This is a genomic window from Pseudomonas umsongensis, from assembly GCF_012647205.1.
In the GTDB taxonomy this organism is placed as follows: domain Bacteria; phylum Pseudomonadota; class Gammaproteobacteria; order Pseudomonadales; family Pseudomonadaceae; genus Aquipseudomonas; species Aquipseudomonas umsongensis.
Genome location: NZ_CP051487.1, coordinates 1715114 through 1731546 on the forward strand (window position 1 = coordinate 1715114; position 16433 = coordinate 1731546).

Here is a 16433-nt window from a genome sequence, read left to right on the forward strand (position 1 = left end):
CTACGCGCTCGAAACCGGTAACCTATGCAGCTGTTTTTTTGTATTTCTTCGAGGTAGCACCCGTGTTTTCCGAATTCGCCTTGCACGAACGCCTGCTCAAAGCCGTGGCCGAGCTTAAATTTGTCGAGCCAACGCCAGTGCAAGCAGCGGCTATTCCGCTGGCGCTCCAAGGGCGTGACCTGCGGGTGACAGCGCAAACCGGTAGCGGCAAGACCGCTGCATTTGTCTTGCCGATCCTCAACCGCTTGATCGGCCCGGCCAAGATCCGTGTCAGCATCAAGACCCTGATCCTGCTGCCAACCCGCGAGCTGGCCCAACAAACCTTGAAAGAGGTTGAACGCTTCGCGCAGTTCACCTTCATCAAGTCCGGCCTGATCACCGGCGGTGAAGACTTCAAGGTCCAGGCTGCCATGCTGCGCAAGGTGCCTGACATCCTGATCGGTACGCCGGGGCGGATGATTGAGCAACTGAACGCCGGTAACCTCGATTTGAAAGAAGTCGAAGTGCTGGTGCTCGACGAAGCCGACCGCATGCTCGACATGGGTTTCGCCGAAGACGTGCAGCGTCTGGTGGATGAGTGCACCAACCGCCAGCAGACCATGTTGTTCTCCGCCACCACCGGTGGTTCTGGCTTGCGCGAGATGGTCGCCAAGGTGTTGAACAACCCTGAGCACCTGCAGCTCAACGCGGTCAGCCAGCTGAACGAGACCACCCGTCAGCAGATCATCACCGCTGACCACAACCAGCACAAAGAACAGATCGTCAACTGGCTGCTGGCCAACGAGACCTACCAGAAGGCCATCGTCTTCACCAACACCCGGGCCATGGCCGACCGCATCTATGGCCGCCTGGTAGCCCAGGAATACAAGGCGTTCGTGCTGCACGGCGACAAGGACCAGAAGGATCGCAAACTGGCGATCGACCGTCTGAAGCAGGGTGGGGTGAAAATCCTCGTGGCTACCGACGTTGCCGCTCGCGGCCTGGACGTGGACGGCCTGGACCTGGTGATCAACTTCGACATGCCGCGCAGCGGCGACGAATACGTACACCGTATCGGTCGTACTGGCCGCGCCGGCAACGATGGCCTGGCCATCTCGCTGATCTGCCACGGCGACTGGAACCTGATGTCGAGCATCGAGCGCTACCTCAAGCAGAGCTTCGAGCGTCGCACCATCAAGGAAGTCAAAGGCGCTTACGGCGGACCGAAAAAGGTCAAGGCCTCCGGCAAGGCTGTCGGCGTGAAGAAGAAAAAGACCGACGCCAAGGGCGACAAGAAAAAAGTCGCCGCCAAGACTCCAACCAAGCGCAAGAGCGTCAACCGGCCCAAGAGCGACTCTCTGGTCAGCAAAGACGGAATGGCCCCGCTCAAGCGTCGCAAGCCAGAAGCGCCGGCCGCTGAGTAAGCACCTCGGCTAGCCCAATAAAAACCCGGACAGTGTCCGGGTTTTTTACATCAAAAGATCGCAGCCTGCGGCAGCTCCTACACCAAATCACCGGTAGGAGCTGCCGCAGGCTGCGATCTTTTGATTTTTTGATCTATTGATCTTTAGCTTTCCGCTTTCTTCTCTGCGGTACCCAGTTCCTTTAGCCGCTGATCGATCAACTGGCACTTGTCCGGCAAGTAGCATGAATTGCGACTTGCGACCGTTCTAGAGCGGTCAAAGGCCTTGGCGTGCAGAACGCTATACGGTTTTTTATACGATTTTGGGTGAGGGCGAGGTACTGCGACACTGGCGAGGAAGGGCACAGGTTGTTGGCTTCAGTGGCGTTATGGCGAGGACGGCACACTTAATACCTCCTACGGTGGATTTAATGCCTCGCGGCGGCATAGGGTATTAAATTTCGATGGCTCTAGCACAAGGGTTTCATGCGGCTTTAATGCTTTTAATACCTTTAATACCTTAATTATAAAAAAGAGTAGGTAAGGGTAGGAGCCAGCAGCGGCATGGTGCCGGAAGCCGAATCCCAAGCTGACTTTTGCAAAGGTATTAAATTATTAAATTTGGCCCTAAAACGGCCTCAAACCCCTGTGCTAGAGCCCTGGAAATTTAATACCTTCGATCCCATTGAGAGGTATTAAAAGGTATTAAAAACAGGGTTGTGCCACTACTTAGCCACTATATTACGAACTGCTCGTAAGTAGAGTCGATCTCGGCCTGCGTGATTCCCAGGTACATCATGGTGATGGCTGGACTGCTGTGGTTCAGGACTTTGCAGATCATCTCTATCGGGATGCCCGCTTGGTGCATCACCCAGCCTCGGGTCTTGCGCATGCTGTGTGTGCCGAGACGGATACCCACCTCATCACCTACCGCCTTAAATGCCTTGGCGACTGCCACACGGCTCACTGGCTTGCCCTTGGCGCGGTTGCTGTCCACCTCGAACAGGTATATGCCCCCAAGCTTTGATCGCGTCTTGACGATCCCCTGTGCCTTCTCGTTGAGCTTGATCTGCCTGAGCTTGCCGGTCTTACCTTCGACGATCTCCAACTGGCCCGTCAGCGCCTGTTGCAGGGTGATATCAAGCAGATCGCTGATGCGCATAGCCACTTGCAGGCCGAACATCCAGATGTCCGCATACAAGGTATTGCCTCGGGCGTTTAACTCCAGCTTGCGCCGAACCAGCTCGATGTCTTCTACCGTCTTCACTGCCTCAACAAGTTTCATGACTCACCCCTTGAGATTGCTGGCTTGGCTAGTTAACACAATGTTGTCACGCACTCAGACTGCGCTCCATTGTGCTGCATGTCAAGGGATTCGTGGCTTGGCTAGTTAACAGAATATCATTGTGTAAATTAGAAGCTGATCGTCGTCGCAGCGGGAGAAGGGGACGCCAGGCCACAGCCAGGATCGCCAGGAAAAGAGGGGGCTGGGAGGCTGAAACATCGACCGTCCCCGGTGCCACCAAGGGGTTCGATCGTCGCTCTGTGCGTATATAGGCTAGTGAATCCCCGAGGACAATTTTCCGAAATCCGAAGACCCCCGCCCCCGAAAAATTTCCCGCAGCCCGCAAACCGGTGCCAAAGCCGCCGTCGACCCCCGCCCCGAAAATTAAAATTCTAAAAACACATCCGTGTCAGACCCTCTCAACTAAAACACGCCCCCTTCTGCAAACCCTGCGCCAGAGCCTTCGCCGCTTAAATTTAACGCCCCACGCTAGAACACCGCCCCGGCATAAACACTGTGCCGGAGTCTTTGTTGATAATAGATCCTGATAACTAGCGACTAAAACACGCAAGAAAATAGCTATCAACACATTCGCATCGGTTAACACAATTCATTGATAATTACCAATACCCAATTGACATAAGAGGCGGATTCTATAATCTGTGTACACACAGGAAACCCTCAAATGGAGGGACCGAAATGAACCCCTCCAGCACCACGACCAGCGTCATTACCGCCCAGCAAATCGCCGCCCTGATTGACCGCGACCCGAGCCTGATCAGCGCCTGCAAAGATGTGCTACCCGAGCCAATCCCTATGCACACCGGCCAATCTGGCCGACCTCAGCTGTGCTACCGCATCGAAGACATCGTCGATTTCGTCATGAATAGGACGGGCTTTATGTCTGAGATTCAGGCGCGATTGTGCTTGGCCCTATCCCCTGAGCACCGCCGTCCGAAAGGCCAACCAAAGATCGTTGATCGTGACGACGGCAGCTTCTTCGTTGCGCCGACCGACCTCAGCCGCCTGAGTTCTGAAGAGCTTGATGCGTACCGGGTCGATCGCGCCAAGAACCATACCGCTCTACAAAACAGCCGTGCCAAACGAATCCCTAATCGCAGCCCGTCCGAGGAATAAGCCATGTCCCTGATCGAAATGATGAGCCAAGCCCCCGTCCGCAATTCCGGCAGCTACGGCCCGTACGGTGCTGCGGGCGTAGAGACCACTCCCAGCATTGCCGCAGTGCTGGATTACCTGGCGTTGTTTGGTGGGATGGTCCACCTCGAAGCAACGTCCCCGGCCTTCGTGGCTATCGACGCTTGGCGTGTGGTGCAAGAAGCCATAGCCAAGGCTCGAGATGAATCAAAACAGATTTGATACCGGCACCTGCCGGGGGGAGTAAACGACATGGCCGGTTTTGCAGATGCCTTCAGTGCTGAAAATGTACAGCGCCTGATGAGCGATCCGAGGATGGTCCTCGGTCTTCAGATGATGCAGCAGAGCGGATGGCAGCCCGGCAACCCTTCCGGTGGTCAGCGATTCGCCCAAGCCGGCCTCGGTGCCATGCAGCAGATCCAGCAGGCCAACCACAGCCAGCAGTTGCAGCAGTACCGCCAAGCGCAGATCCAGCAAGCAGAGCAGCAGCGCGCCTTCCAAATGCAGCAAGCGCAGCAGAAAGCCGACGAGCAACAACGCCAGCGCCAAGCCCTCCAGGACCCCAACTTTCAAAGTGGTCTCGGTGGTATTGCCAAGACGCTTGCCAGCCTCGGGATGCCGCTCGATGACGTATTGAAAGCCCAGTCTGGCTACCAGTTGCAGCAGCATCGCCAAGCCCAGCTGCAACAGCAATCCCAACAGTTCGACATGCGCCAAGCACATCAAGGTAGCGGTCAAGCACAAGGTCCACGCATGCCGACACAGCGCCAGGTGCTGGACCAACCTCTCGGTAACGGCATGATGCAGCGCCATGTGCTAGATCCGCAGACAGGCGAATACCAGCCCTATGGCGAGCCCTTCGCGCAGTTCAGTCCCGGTCGCGGCAAGTCAGCCAAGAGCGTAAAGGCTGACCCGCTTGAAGCGATCGTCCAACACGCGACAGGCGGCACCCCTGCTGAAGACGGACTCGGGTCGCTGCCCGGTGGGGCTCCGCTCGCTAACTATGCGCCGCAGCAAAACCCGGTCCCGCCCATCGTTGCCGGTGGCGCGGTGCCAGGAAATGCGCGTGAGCCCATGCGAGTACCTGGCACTAGCCAGCAGTCGCAGTATCCGGGCGCGCCCGCCGTGGGCACCATTCGCAAGGGCTACAAGTACCTCGGTGGCAACCCTGCCGATAAGGCTTCGTGGAGCAAGATCTGATGACCGGGATGCCGTGGGATGACTACGCGGCTGACCCTGCTCAGGTCGAAGCCGTGCTCCAAACTGTGCAAGGCACGCCGGATGATGCGTCTCCTTGGGATGACTACGCACAGCCGGAACAGTCGCCGGGGTTCATTGACCGGATCGAACACGCCATCGATAGCAGTGTCGTCGGCGATGTTGGCCGGTCTGTTGCGCGTGGCGGTGTCGGAGTTGGCGACAGCGTGATGGGGCTGGCGGGCTTGATGTCCGGTGGTGCGATCCCCAAGGCGCTTGGATATGACTCGACCGGCGTCCGTAAATTTATGGACACGCAAGATACGCCCGAGCGTCAGGCCTCACGACAGGCACTGGATCAGGCGAGCGGCGTCGGTGGCACGTTGCAGGCGCTGCGCGATAACCCCGGCAACATCCCGCACGCTATCGTAGAAAGCGTTCCCAGTCTCCTGCTGGGTGGAGCGGCTGGCCGTGGTGTCGCTCTCGGGGCCAAGGCGCTGGGTGTCGCTCCCCGCGTGGCTGGTGTTATTGGCGCGGGTGCGGGCGAAGGCCTTGTCGGTGCCGGTCAACAAGCCGAACAAACACGCCAGGCCACCGGCACGCTGAATCCAGAGCAGAGCGGTCTTGCGCTGCTGTCTGGCGGTTTGACAGGTCTGCTCGGCGCCGCTGGTGCGCGTATAGGTCGCAAGCTGGGTGTTGCCGATATCGATTCAATAGTCGCTGGGGCGGATGGCGTGGACGTCGCTAAGGGACTGGTCCAACGTGCCTTGACTGGTACGGGTATCGAGTCGCTGGAAGAACTCAGTCAGTCAGGCCAACAGCAGGTTTTGACCAACCTGGCCACTGACCGACCAGCAATGGAAGGCGTGGACAAGCAGATGGTTATCGGCGGTGTCGTCGGTGGCGCTATGGGTGGCGGTGCAAGTCTCCGTCGCCCGAACATGACCACGCCACAGCAAACTCCTATGTCGATGCCGGCTCAGCAACAGCAGGCACAACCTGTGCCGGGGCCGCACTTTGTTCAAGAGGGCATAGATCCTGCCGAGCAGCAGGTATCCACGGCAGCGCATGGTGTTCTCTCGGCGGTCAAAAATGACGCGGAACGAAAACTTCAAGCGCTCAAAGAATTTCGCGACCAACGTCGCCCGCCGTGGTTGTTCGACAAACCCACCGAACCCAAAACTCCATTCGCGGGCAGTCAGGACGTCACGCCGTTATTGGATAACCTCGGCCTGCAAGGCGAACAGCGAGCCCAATCGCTCGATTTACTCAAGCCAGCCGAAGCCGACACAGAGGCGCGTAGACGTGGCGTAGTGACGATGGACGAGCAACGCCGTCTCGCCAGCCTGATCGGTCTTGAGGGTGCGAAGGCGCAAGTATTCAGTCGCAAGATCGGCCAGGCCTGGTCCGCCGAGCAGACGATCGCCGCGACCGACTTGGTGAGCAACCGACTGCAATCTGTGCTGGCCCAACAAAAACATATCGCTAGCGGCCAAGCTACCGACTTGGAACGCGCCAACTTCGTCGACAGCTACGCCGAGCTGCAAAGCATCTTCGGCGAACTCATGGGCGCAAGGGCGGAATCTGGTCGCGCCCTCGCTGCGCAACGCCGCAAGGTGCAGGACATCACGCAGGCCAAGGCCATCCTCGACAACCTCAAAACAGGTCAAAACGCCGACGACCTAGCACTGGCGCTTGGCGAAGCAGTCCGCGTGGGTGGTGTAGCCAACGCTACGAAACTCATGGCGAAAGGGCCAGGCTTCCTGCACAAGTGGCTGGGCACCTACTGGCGATCCGCACTGTTGACCGGTGCCGGAACCCATGCGGTCAACGCAACTTCCAACACTGGCATGCTGGCTAACGAGGTGATCGAGCGCGGTATCGCGTCCGGCATCGGAGGACTTAAACGCGCGGTCGGCCTGAAAGGCGAAACCGTATTCAGCGAACCTATGGCTTTGCTGTTGGGTTATGCCAAGAACATGACCAACGCTGTCGGTGCCGCTGGGCAGGCGTGGAAAACTGGCCAATCCAACGCGATCAACAGCAGTGCCGAAGCTTACGATGGTACGTTTGGGCAACGCCCGGTAGAGCTGGAAGACGGCACGCTTACCCGACCACGCCAGGGCAAAGTCGATGCTGCATTCGATCTTCCATTCAGGGCTTTAGGCACATCCGATGCGTTCTACAGCACGCTGAACTTCGCGGCAGAGCTAGAGGCCCAGGCGCGGCAGATCGCAGTAGGTGAAAAACGCGCCGGTACATTGCCGGCTGGCACGAAACTTAGCCAGCGTATCGAGCAACTAGTGGCCACTCCTACGCCGGCCATGCTCGAACGTGCGAACCAACATAAACTCCAGCAAACGTTCCAGTCCAAGGGCGGTCCGCTCCTGGGGTTGGTGATGGCTGCCAAGGCTCGGGCACCGTGGCTGCACGCCATAGCTCCGTACGTTCAGACGCCAACCAACGTTGTGCGAGAGGCGATGAAGCGTACGCCGCTCGCCGCCGCTATGCCTAGCGTGTGGTCCGACTTTAAGGCGGGCGGCGCTAGGGCCGAGCGTGCAGCAGCAAGAGTGATTTGGGGCAGTACCGTGATGATCACTGCCGGCGCTCTATCGCAGGCTGGCTTCTTAACCGGCAATGGGCCGACTGACGAAAAGAAAAAAGAAGCCCTACTGGCCACGGGCTGGCAGCCGAACAGTATCGTGGTGGATGGCGATTACTACAGTTACCAACGCTTCTCGCCGCTCGGAATAATCCTCTCGTTGAGCGCGGACCTGGCCGAGTCGTGGGCTGATAACAAAGACGCGAGCGGGATGGTGGTCGATGGACTGTCGTCGTTCAGCCAGAACGTTACCAACCAGACGTTCCTGAAAGGCATCGCCGACTTCGCCCAGTTCGCGAGCAACCCCCGCCGCAATGGTAAGTGGTACGCCAGTCGCATGGCAGGCAGTTTCGCCCAGCCGTTCACGTTGCTGTCCAACGCTGCCAGCACTAGCGACCCATACGCCCGCGAGAGCGATGGCCCGCTGGATTCGATCATGAACCGCACACCCGGACTGCGCACGCAGTTGCCGGCCAAGCGTGACGCGTGGGGCCAAACTGTGCCGAACGCCATGAACCAGTACGGCGCGCTGTCGATGGCTGTCCCTGTTGCAAAATCCACTCAGAAGACCGACCCGGCGCTCTTGGAAGCGGCTCGTATTGGCTATTCACCAGGCGAGACAGAACCGCACTTCACTCTCAACAAACGGCGTTTCGAACTCGACGATAAACAGCAGGCCGAGTTCGCCGAGTTGTCCGGGGCGCTAGCGCTTAAAACAATACGGAGCGCCATGCAGGGCGAGGGTTGGCGGGCGCTGGGCGACGACCAGAAAAAATCGCGCATGTCCGCACAAATGAGGAAGGCCCGGACCGCTGTGCGTTTCGCGTTCGTTCCTTACCTGGCGAACGGTGACCGCCGTGCCATCGACAAACTACGCAGTGCCATTCAACAGGGGGGCAATTAATGGACGAACGCGAACTGGTTGCCCTTGCCGACAAGGTCACTGAGGCACGGACACGGTTGGACGAGTTGCTCGCTATCAAGGGCCAGATCCCGCGCGCCAAAAAGCAGCTCGCCGATGCGGAACGACGGCTGCGTGAAGCGGCCTCGACCAAGAACACCAACCCCCAGCTGACCGACCTTGAAACCCTTCAGGCCCGGATCGATGCAGTTCAACAACAGGAGGCACCGCACCATGAACTTTGACAACGACCGGCTTCAGTACCTGCGTACCGAAGCCAAGATCTACCACTTGGATCTGACCCGCGCCAAGTTGCGGCAGTCAGCTGAAGGCGGTTACGTGGTCCACCTCGACAAACCGTTGTTCGACCTGGGCACGATCTTGACTGAGGTTCCGTCAAGCGTACCGGTACGCAGTGCCGCGGCTGCCGAAGGAACGATGTTGGAGTGGTGCCTAAAAATTCAGCGGGCAGAACGTCAACGTGCACGGTTCGGTAATCGCTGCGGGTGGAGTACCGACCAGATTAATCGCAGGCCGCTGGAAGCTGAGGAAATCGCCGAATACAAAGCGCGGATCAAGCACAACGCCGACGTAGCACGGCTGCAAGCACAGCTTACCGAAGTGTTGGAAACCACCGCTAAGGATGCTCGTGTGAAGGCAGCGCACGATGACCTCCAGGCGCGCTACGGCCTGTCCGTCAAACAACCAGCCGACTCGACTCTGTGCTCTCCGGCGTTAAACGCACCTAAACGTAAACCTGTATCGAGGAACGCGAAATGAGCGACGAATATGTAGACGACGGGTCGGATGACATCAGCAACAGCCTGGCCGCTGAATGCACCGGCACTGTTGGAATGCCCGACGACGCCGCAGCTGATGGGCCTTTGTACGAGTCGATGGCTTCAGCGGTCGAGGCGTACGACGAGCACGAGGCGCTGAAAGATCGGGAGCCGGAAGAGCTGGTCGAGGAAGACGAACAGCCGCGCAAGGGAAGTGGCAAGGTGCCCCTCGGTGCTTTACGGGAAGAGCGCGCAAAACGTCAGCAGTTGCAGCAACAACTGGACGCGCAGGCGCAGCAACTCGCCATCTACCAGCAACAGCTTGCGCAGTTCCAGCAATACCAACAGCAGCTCGCGCAAACACAGCAACAGCAGGCGCAACTGGAGCCCGAGATAGACCCGGAAATCGACCCTGTAGGGTTTATCCGAGCTAAGGAAAAGCAGTTCACTGAGCAACTGCAAAACGTGCAGTACCAGCAGCAATACCAACAAGCAGTCGTGCAACTACAGCAGGAGCAGCAACAGCTGGCACCGGTTGTGGCCCAGGCTGAAGAGGCGTTTGCAGAGTCGGTCGGAGTGGAGAATTACCGCGCTGCCTTCGAGGCAGTGCATCAGACCATTCAAGCCAACATGCGCCAGCAACACCCGAACGCCAGCCCGCAGGAGATGGCTCTGATTGAGCAGACGGTGAACGTGGCGTTCGTGCGTCGCTGCCAAGCCGAAGGTATCAACCCAGCTGAGCACATCTACAACCGTGCTATCGAAATGGGGCTGGTTTCCGCCGTGCCTGGCCAACGTGTGCCGGGAACGCGCCTGCCTCCGAAAGCACCTACCAGCTTGTCCACGTTGTCGGCCAATGGTCGTGCGCCAGATCAGCGGGGCGCGTACAAAGCTGGGGACATCGCCAACCTGTCGAACGATGAGTTCAACCGGCTGTTCGAGTCGATGCGCGACACGCAGCGTCCGGCGGTGTGAAGGAGGGGTGGCACATGGCACAGGCACAGACCCGCGATCTGAAAATCGAGCTGATGCTCCAGCGGCTTCAGGCTCAGACAGAACGCATCGGCGATGAGCGCACGAAGGCCCGTCGCCGAACCATTCTGAGGGGGATGCGCATAGCTTGCTGGGCAATGGGCGACAGGATGCCGCTCTGCCAGGTTGAGGAAGAATTACACGCCGAGCTGTTCGGCACACAACCAGGGGCGCAGTGCCCACAAACCGAGGTGACGAGTAATGATTGACCGCAGACCCGGAGTAAACAAACAGCCGATGCCCGTCGGACCAACCTACTTTCCTCAGAAGGACCGTAAGCCGCCGAAGAGTGGGGGCAAGGGCGGGAAGCGCGGCAGATGACCGAACATGTGCAGCACAGACGACAAGGGCGCCCATGGAGAGCGCCCTTTATTTTGCCTCTGGAACCATGTGCGTAGCACGGTTCGTTAGCTGGACAGTATGGTGGCGAGATAGTAGCTTTCGCGGATTATTTTTCGCGCACAGGCGTGCAGGGATTTCCTATGGGGCTTTTCGATCTGTACTCAAAACGGCAAAAGCGGATGCGGGGCGAGGTGCCTGATGTGTATGTGTATGACGAATTGCCAAACCCGCTACGGGTACAAATCGTACATATCATCCGGGATGCAGTGGGGACCGATCACTACAATTCAAATGCAGCCGAAGAAGTGTACGAATTCTTTTGCAACACCCTGTGCAGAGAATACGGTGTCTTCGAACTGAAGAAGCATGAGGGGAATGATTCGGCAGCCCTATTTAATTTTTTCCTGAATGAGCGTGTGACGGAAAAAGCTCTCGACGTAGTTGAGCTGTGCTTCAAAATTATTGACAATTACGTACGTGAGAATCAACAGTTCAGGCGTGGGACCGACAGAAAAATAGAAGCGGATGATGCACTAGATGAGCTTAATGCACGGTTCAAAGAGCATGGTGTCGGGTATCAATTCGAATCTGGCGAGATTATTCGAGTCGACTCAAAATACCTGCACGCTGAGGCTGTAAAACCCACCCTGGAAGTTCTTCGTGGAGCGCAGTTTGAGGGCGCGAACGAAGAATTTTTGCAGGCGCATGAGGATTACCGCCACGGTCGACACAAAGAGTGTCTTGTGGCTGCGCTCAAATCTTTTGAAAGCACCATGATCGCCATTTGTACAGCCCGTGGTTGGCCGATCAAGCCCGGTGAAACCGCCCGAGGACTTATCGGGGTATGTATGGCTAACGGCCTTTTCCCTTCGTACATGGACGCTCAAATGGGGGCGATAAAGTCATTACTTGAGAGCGGTGTGCCGACCGTCAGGAACAAGCACGGCGGGCATGGGCAGGGCACAACACCAGTAGCTGTTCCCGAGTTTATGGCTCGCTACGCCCTCAATCTGACGGCCACCACGATCTTGTTCATGGCGGAAGCACATGCGGCTTTGTAAGGATGGAGGATGCGTAGGGGATTGATCTGCCCCCTTGCGCTTTCTGCGCACCTTAAGGATTGCCAGTCGACGTACCGTCCAAGGCGGTGTGACCTTGCATTAGCGTCTCTAGTATTTTGGACGCTAGGGTGACCGCCTCCGACGCCTTCACCAGCTTCTCTTTGGTGAGTTCGCCAGTGTCCAGTGCGGCCACGGCTTCGCGCTGCCGGGTCATTGCGATCTCAACCATTTCTGTGAGGAAGGTAGCCAGCAGCTCACGGAGATCAACACCATACTTCTCGCACAAATCTAGGCATTCAGCGCAGCTCCTAAGCTGGGTTTCCACATCGTTTTTCGGGTTGCGCCAGGCATCCCTCAGCGCTTCCATCCTCTGCTTATCAAGGCTGTTCATCGTCTTCACCCTCATCTTCGTCAGCCAGGCGCGACAGGTAGCTTTCGATGTCCTCATCAGTGCCGACTACCGAGATGTCACGCTCGATACGTGGAGCCAGTGTGCGCTCGGTATCGCCGCTGCTGCGCGACAGTGCTGCCAGAGTTTCGAGGAACTCAACGACGCCAGCGCCTTTCTGCTTCGTTGTGCTGTCGTCTTCTGCTTCGCGAACCCTGCCGATCCCGCGATTCATGATGCTCTCGCGCAGCTTCGCCGCCAAGGCGGGGTCAGTCTTCGGGTTCAGCGCCTCGCTGATGTGCCGTTCCAGCATGATCTTGGCGTACTCCGCCGCGAGCAGTTCCGTTTCGTATCGGACCCTGCGCAAGGTTGCACGCTGCGCGGCGGCTTGATCCTTGGCTGGGTCGTAGTTTTTACCCATGCGCCCCACGACTTCCATGCGGAACGCAGGTCTTGCCAGGCTGGTCGATCCGCTCAGGCTATTCATAGTAAGTGCCCTCCTGATATACCTCATGCAGGCGACCTTCCGACTCCATGTACTTGAAAAAGCTGTACACAGTTGCGAGCAGGGTGTCAGCGGTAACGACGCCATGCATGTCGAAAGCGCGGTTCTTAAGGAACTCGACTAAAGCAATCTGGTTGCGTTCTGGTATCCGTTCGATGACTGAAAACAACCACTGCTCGTCCATGAGCAGGAGGTCTTCGTCAGCATCCAGGGGGGCGCTCAGCGGGCTGTCCGCTGGCAGTCTGACCACTCCGTGCGCCCTGGCGGCATTCTTGATACGCGCCACTGCCGGGGCGGTGAAGTCGAAGATGTTGGACTTACTCATCACTAACCACCTCGGGTACGGTGAAGGGACGTCCTGCGTTGTTGTCGAGGTAGGCTTTCCACTCCTTGAGACGAACTCCAAGCCAGTCGCTCTGGTATCGCCAGCACCATGCGTTGTCTTTCGCAGCGGTGCCTGATCCAATCTTGACTGCACCCAATTTCCGCAGTGCGTCAGCTAAAGTCTGCGAGGTGATCTTCATGCTCCGTGTATTGGCTGGGTAGCTCGTTCCCAACTGCTCAATGAGTTGGTTGCTACGTCCTATATCCTTGTCAAACGGTGCCTGCTGTCCGGTGATCAACTCTTCGATGAAGTTGACCAGCGGGCTGCGTGCTTCACGTTGCACCATCTCTGCTGCAGTGGTTTGCGGTGCCATGCGACCACCGCTGGTGCAGTTCCAGTCAGTTGGGAACTTCCACTGTGCTAACACGCCAGCCAACAGCTCTGGACCTGGTCCCGCGATCCAGTCAGCCAGTTCTTTGTAGTAGCTGTCGGTCTTGCGTGGTTCGTCACACCGGAAGACGTTGAATCTCGGGTCGCCCATTGCCATGGGCAGTGCGTCAGCGTGGTTAGTGCACAAAATCAGGTTGACGGTGTTCTTGACGATTCGGGCGTCCCGGCCCTTGTCTTCGGATTTGCGGCTCTTCTCCGACACCAAGGTTTTGAGCACCTCGAACCGAGCCTTGTCCAAGCTAGCGGGGAGCTCGTTGAACAGTCGCAGAATCCCGTCTTTGAGTAGGCTTGTGAATTGCCCGCCGACCGCTGAACCTTCGCACTCGGTCACCAGTGGCTCGCCGCCATACACCGGCTTGAGCAGGTCGATCAGCATTGACTTGCCGACGTAGTTGCATCGCGAATACCAGAAATTTGCGGTACGCAGTTTGTACTGGGGAAACTGGTACAGCTGCGCCAGCCAGTTCATGAAGTGGTCAACCGCTGCCGGTTCGTATCCACTGATGTACAGCAAGTGGTCTGTCAGGATCTGGATGTCGACCAAGGTGGCCGACATGTTTGGCTCTACGCGGTCACGCTTCAAAATGTGCCAACGGTTGTACGTCCCGTGTAGCGGTGTGCCTTCCCACGCGGCCCGCTCTTCTTCCTCGGTCAGACTGGTCGGCTCCATGACGATGCGATCGGCGGTGATCTTGCAGGACATTGGATAGTTCCACCACGGCTCCCCACAGGAGACGCGCTTGGGCTTGTCAGCGGTGCCTATGTCCACCGTGCCGTATTCCGGAGAGTCGCGAAGAAACTCAATGAAACTTTCCCGAGACATGTACTCGCCAGTCTCGATGTTGAAAGCCATGGGCGCACCGCTACCCGTGAATTTGATGTACCGCTGCGATATCCGTAGATAGGTATCTTCGGGCGCTTCTTGGGGTACAAGGCGCAGCACATTGGCGTTCGCGCTCTGCGATGCCCTCGGCGTACCCGGTGAGGGGGGTGCGCCACTAACCGGTCTCGATACAAAGTTGCTCGCGTTCGCACCGAAGTCAACGACGTCGAGACCGGCGAACGTCGAACCGTAAGGCGCAGAGTGCCGGAATGTGCTGTGCGTAGCGCTGCTTGAGAGGCTATTATTAACCATCATCGTAGTGTCCTATCAGCCCTGGCGGTCTTCGAGTTTGCCGGGGCTTTCTTTTGCTCAGGCTGGCTGTTCGATGACGCTGCGCTTCCGTGCTAGCGGTCGCGGCTCGGCGATCTTGGCTTCGAGAAAAGCCATTACCTCCGAACGGACCCACATGGCCTTACCGGCGCTCCCATTTGCACGGCGCGGACCTACGCACACTGGGGCGGGAAAGCCGTGCTGAATGAGATCGTAGAGCGTGGGTACGCGCTTGTAGCCGGTTATGGCCAGCACTTCTGCGGCGGACATCAGCAAACTTTGTGCAGAGGTCGGCACCGGTTGGCTGGACGACAGCGGGCCGTCGACGAAGGTTGGCGAGGTGGAAAGGGTGGTCGCGGTCATGATTCGGGCACTCCTAGGGACGGCGAGCTAAGCACAAGGTGGCTTCTGGCTTGCTTCCCGTAGGCGAACTCACAGGTTCCGTTTTGCGCCTATCGACCTGAGGGCGTAGTGGCCCTTGAGGCGGGGACTTCTTTGATGCGGTTGCCTGATCCGACAGGCACCTTCTTTTTCTGGCGGCGACCCTATCAGCTGCTGCGTGGCTTTGCAACCCCCCAAATTCATTTGTCGTTCGTTGCACCCCTGAGGGTGTCCAGCCAGTCCGCCCACCGTTTTGCCGTCTCGATGCGTTCCTCAAGGAAGTCATTACGGTCATAGGCACCGTTGAACGCGGCTGAGGTTTCGTGCCCCAGCATCAGTTCAAGAACGACTGTGTCGACGTGCAGATGTTTTCTGGCCAAAGTCTGAAAGGTTGCTCTCATACCGTGCGGTGTGACCGCACCGACGTCGTATCCAAGCTGGTTCAGCAGAGCTAGGCGGAAACTCTCCGGGTTGATGGGGCGATCAGCGTACCGCCCCGGTAGAACGTATTCGCACTGCCCCATGCGTTGTGCCCGCAATTCATCGAGGATGGCGAGGGCCTGCTTCGGCAATGGCACAATGTGCTGTCGATGCACCTTAGGCATTTCGTAAACCCAAAACCCCGGATTCGTCTCAAGGGCCGACCATTTCATCGTTGCCAACTCGCTGACCCGCACCGGGAGAAGCGTCAACAATCTCAACCCGTAGAGCGAACTGGTGCGGTCATTGTTCGCGTCCAATCGGGTCAGATACTCCCGCAGCGCTTCCTGCGTTTTGAAAGCGGCATGGTGCTTGAACCGTGGCTCTCCCTTTTTGCGTTCGGGTAGCAGCTCTTCTAGTCCGTCGGCGTTGTTCACGGTGATGTACTTCGACAACTTGGCGTATCTGAGGACGCGTCTGATGACGCTGAGAGCGACGGTCTGTGCGATGCGTTTGCCAACCAGTCGCGACTGGTTCAGAACCTTCTTGATGTGGTCGACGTCCACTTTGCCGACTGGCAGGGGGCCAATGATCGGGTTGATGCTGGCGTTCAGGCTGATGCGAAAGCCGGCTTCGGTGCTGGCCTGCCAGCCTTTCTTGATTTTCATGTGCTGCACATATTCCTCGGCCACTCCTTCAAAGGTGAGCGCCTGCTCGGCCTTCTTGGCAGCTTCCTCGGCTCTCTTCACATCTTTGGGGTGAGCGCCCTGTCGAGCACTGGCTTTTGCCTGCTTGGCGGCTGTGCGCGCGTCATCCAGCCCCATATGGTCAGCACTGCCCGGTTCGTAACGGCCTAGCGTGTGAACGAATTCTTTTTTGTCGATCCAGTAGCGCAGCCGCCAGGACTTGGTGCCTGCCGCAGTGACAACCAGAAACAAGCCTTTGCCATCGCCATACGCCCCCTCTGGCCGTTTGTGGCTGACCCAGGTTGCGGTCAGCGGCTTGGGGGGCAGGTCATCTCTCTTGGGTGCCATAAACCGTATATTTCTCGCCGTAGGCTGTAACAGATACGGAAA

The 16433-nt window shown here is 57.9% G+C and carries 18 protein-coding genes; 10 read left to right on the plus strand and 8 right to left on the minus strand.

Going from position 1 to position 16433, the window contains the following annotated elements; all coding sequences use genetic code 11:
* Window positions 1-62: 62 nt before the first annotated feature.
* Window positions 63-1403: a DEAD/DEAH box helicase gene (locus HGP31_RS07755; RefSeq protein WP_033043023.1), complete on the plus strand. Its 1341-nt coding sequence runs from the start codon at window positions 63-65 to the stop codon at window positions 1401-1403.
* Window positions 1404-2117: 714 nt separating this feature from the next.
* On the opposite strand, the gene HGP31_RS07760 is transcribed toward HGP31_RS07755, so the two are convergent.
* Window positions 2118-2666, minus strand: a complete 549-nt coding sequence (locus HGP31_RS07760; protein ID WP_168757410.1) for a tyrosine-type recombinase/integrase — start codon at window positions 2664-2666, stop codon at window positions 2118-2120.
* A 699-nt stretch (window positions 2667-3365) separates the two neighbouring features.
* Between HGP31_RS07760 and HGP31_RS07765 the strand changes: the two genes are divergently transcribed.
* Together HGP31_RS07765 and HGP31_RS07770 are read left to right on the plus strand one after the other, a co-directional pair.
* Window positions 3366-3803, plus strand: a complete 438-nt coding sequence (locus HGP31_RS07765; RefSeq protein ID WP_168757411.1) for a hypothetical protein — start codon at window positions 3366-3368, stop codon at window positions 3801-3803.
* A 3-nt stretch (window positions 3804-3806) separates the two neighbouring features.
* Entirely contained in the window at window positions 3807-4043 is a 237-nt protein-coding gene (locus HGP31_RS07770) for a hypothetical protein (RefSeq protein WP_168757412.1), read from the plus strand.
* Here HGP31_RS07770 and HGP31_RS07775 read toward each other — a convergent pair.
* Window positions 4029-4490: a hypothetical protein gene (locus HGP31_RS07775; protein ID WP_168757413.1), complete on the minus strand. Its 462-nt coding sequence runs from the start codon at window positions 4488-4490 to the stop codon at window positions 4029-4031. The two genes, HGP31_RS07770 and HGP31_RS07775, sit on opposite strands and share 15 nt — an antisense overlap.
* 84 nt (window positions 4491-4574) lie before the next feature.
* Here HGP31_RS07775 and HGP31_RS07780 point away from each other — a divergent pair, with 84 nt between their 5' ends.
* From HGP31_RS07780 to HGP31_RS07810, 7 genes are all read left to right on the plus strand, one after another.
* Window positions 4575-5021, plus strand: a complete 447-nt coding sequence (locus HGP31_RS07780; RefSeq protein WP_168757414.1) for a hypothetical protein — start codon at window positions 4575-4577, stop codon at window positions 5019-5021.
* A complete protein-coding gene (locus tag HGP31_RS07785; protein WP_168757415.1) occupies window positions 5021-8524 on the plus strand; it encodes a hypothetical protein in 3504 nt (1167 codons plus the stop codon). Before HGP31_RS07780 ends, HGP31_RS07785 begins: the two co-directional genes overlap by 1 nt.
* The gene (locus HGP31_RS07790; protein WP_168757416.1) at window positions 8524-8766 is read left to right on the plus strand and encodes a hypothetical protein; all 243 of its coding nucleotides are present in this window, start codon (window positions 8524-8526) and stop codon (window positions 8764-8766) included. The genes HGP31_RS07785 and HGP31_RS07790 overlap by 1 nt, the downstream gene beginning before the upstream one ends.
* Complete coding sequence (locus tag HGP31_RS07795; protein WP_168757417.1) at window positions 8756-9301, plus strand: hypothetical protein; 546 nt, start codon at window positions 8756-8758, stop codon at window positions 9299-9301. Before HGP31_RS07790 ends, HGP31_RS07795 begins: the two co-directional genes overlap by 11 nt.
* A complete protein-coding gene (locus tag HGP31_RS07800) occupies window positions 9298-10275 on the plus strand; it encodes a hypothetical protein (RefSeq protein ID WP_168757418.1) in 978 nt (325 codons plus the stop codon). Before HGP31_RS07795 ends, HGP31_RS07800 begins: the two co-directional genes overlap by 4 nt.
* Before the next feature lie 14 nt (window positions 10276-10289).
* Window positions 10290-10541, plus strand: coding sequence for a hypothetical protein (locus HGP31_RS07805; RefSeq protein WP_168757419.1), 252 nt, complete (start codon window positions 10290-10292; stop codon window positions 10539-10541).
* Between the two features lie 273 nt (window positions 10542-10814).
* Entirely contained in the window at window positions 10815-11735 is a 921-nt protein-coding gene (locus tag HGP31_RS07810; RefSeq protein ID WP_168757420.1) for an STM4504/CBY_0614 family protein, read from the plus strand.
* A 52-nt stretch (window positions 11736-11787) separates the two neighbouring features.
* On the opposite strand, the gene HGP31_RS07815 is transcribed toward HGP31_RS07810, so the two are convergent.
* From HGP31_RS07815 to HGP31_RS07840, 6 genes are all read right to left on the minus strand, one after another.
* Complete coding sequence (locus tag HGP31_RS07815; protein WP_168757421.1) at window positions 11788-12126, minus strand: hypothetical protein; 339 nt, start codon at window positions 12124-12126, stop codon at window positions 11788-11790.
* The gene (locus HGP31_RS07820) at window positions 12113-12610 is read right to left on the minus strand and encodes a hypothetical protein (protein ID WP_168757422.1); all 498 of its coding nucleotides are present in this window, start codon (window positions 12608-12610) and stop codon (window positions 12113-12115) included. The genes HGP31_RS07815 and HGP31_RS07820 overlap by 14 nt, the downstream gene beginning before the upstream one ends.
* On the minus strand, window positions 12603-12953 hold the full coding sequence (locus HGP31_RS07825) for a hypothetical protein (RefSeq protein WP_168757423.1): 351 nt from the start codon (window positions 12951-12953) through the stop codon (window positions 12603-12605). The genes HGP31_RS07820 and HGP31_RS07825 overlap by 8 nt, the downstream gene beginning before the upstream one ends.
* On the minus strand, window positions 12946-14256 hold the full coding sequence (locus HGP31_RS07830) for a primase-helicase family protein (protein ID WP_168757424.1): 1311 nt from the start codon (window positions 14254-14256) through the stop codon (window positions 12946-12948). Before HGP31_RS07830 ends, HGP31_RS07825 begins: the two co-directional genes overlap by 8 nt.
* A gap of 339 nt (window positions 14257-14595) precedes the next feature.
* The gene (locus HGP31_RS07835) at window positions 14596-14919 is read right to left on the minus strand and encodes a helix-turn-helix transcriptional regulator (protein ID WP_205896195.1); all 324 of its coding nucleotides are present in this window, start codon (window positions 14917-14919) and stop codon (window positions 14596-14598) included.
* Between the two features lie 218 nt (window positions 14920-15137).
* Window positions 15138-16391 carry a tyrosine-type recombinase/integrase gene (locus HGP31_RS07840; RefSeq protein ID WP_168757425.1) on the minus strand — a complete coding sequence of 418 codons (1254 nt, stop codon included), beginning with the start codon at window positions 16389-16391 and terminating at the stop codon, window positions 15138-15140.
* Window positions 16392-16433 lie beyond the last annotated feature (42 nt).

Excerpts from the sequence above, each read along its gene's own strand:
- HGP31_RS07760 (WP_168757410.1), bottom strand. The coding sequence starts at position 2,666 with ATGAAACTTGTTGAGGCAGTGAAGACGGTAGAAGACATCGAGCTGGTT.
- HGP31_RS07765 (WP_168757411.1), top strand. The coding sequence starts at position 3,366 with ATGAACCCCTCCAGCACCACGACCAGCGTCATTACCGCCCAGCAAATC.
- HGP31_RS07770 (WP_168757412.1), top strand. The coding sequence starts at position 3,807 with ATGTCCCTGATCGAAATGATGAGCCAAGCCCCCGTCCGCAATTCCGGC.
- HGP31_RS07775 (WP_168757413.1), bottom strand. The coding sequence starts at position 4,490 with ATGCTGCTGCAACTGGTAGCCAGACTGGGCTTTCAATACGTCATCGAG.
- HGP31_RS07780 (WP_168757414.1), top strand. The coding sequence starts at position 4,575 with ATGCCGACACAGCGCCAGGTGCTGGACCAACCTCTCGGTAACGGCATG.
- HGP31_RS07785 (WP_168757415.1), top strand. The coding sequence starts at position 5,021 with ATGACCGGGATGCCGTGGGATGACTACGCGGCTGACCCTGCTCAGGTC.
- HGP31_RS07790 (WP_168757416.1), top strand. The coding sequence starts at position 8,524 with ATGGACGAACGCGAACTGGTTGCCCTTGCCGACAAGGTCACTGAGGCA.
- HGP31_RS07795 (WP_168757417.1), top strand. The coding sequence starts at position 8,756 with ATGAACTTTGACAACGACCGGCTTCAGTACCTGCGTACCGAAGCCAAG.
- HGP31_RS07800 (WP_168757418.1), top strand. The coding sequence starts at position 9,298 with ATGAGCGACGAATATGTAGACGACGGGTCGGATGACATCAGCAACAGC.
- HGP31_RS07805 (WP_168757419.1), top strand. The coding sequence starts at position 10,290 with ATGGCACAGGCACAGACCCGCGATCTGAAAATCGAGCTGATGCTCCAG.
- HGP31_RS07810 (WP_168757420.1), top strand. The coding sequence starts at position 10,815 with ATGGGGCTTTTCGATCTGTACTCAAAACGGCAAAAGCGGATGCGGGGC.
- HGP31_RS07815 (WP_168757421.1), bottom strand. The coding sequence starts at position 12,126 with ATGAACAGCCTTGATAAGCAGAGGATGGAAGCGCTGAGGGATGCCTGG.
- HGP31_RS07820 (WP_168757422.1), bottom strand. The coding sequence starts at position 12,610 with ATGAATAGCCTGAGCGGATCGACCAGCCTGGCAAGACCTGCGTTCCGC.
- HGP31_RS07825 (WP_168757423.1), bottom strand. The coding sequence starts at position 12,953 with ATGAGTAAGTCCAACATCTTCGACTTCACCGCCCCGGCAGTGGCGCGT.
- HGP31_RS07830 (WP_168757424.1), bottom strand. The coding sequence starts at position 14,256 with ATGGCTTTCAACATCGAGACTGGCGAGTACATGTCTCGGGAAAGTTTC.
- HGP31_RS07835 (WP_205896195.1), bottom strand. The coding sequence starts at position 14,919 with ATGACCGCGACCACCCTTTCCACCTCGCCAACCTTCGTCGACGGCCCG.
- HGP31_RS07840 (WP_168757425.1), bottom strand. The coding sequence starts at position 16,391 with ATGGCACCCAAGAGAGATGACCTGCCCCCCAAGCCGCTGACCGCAACC.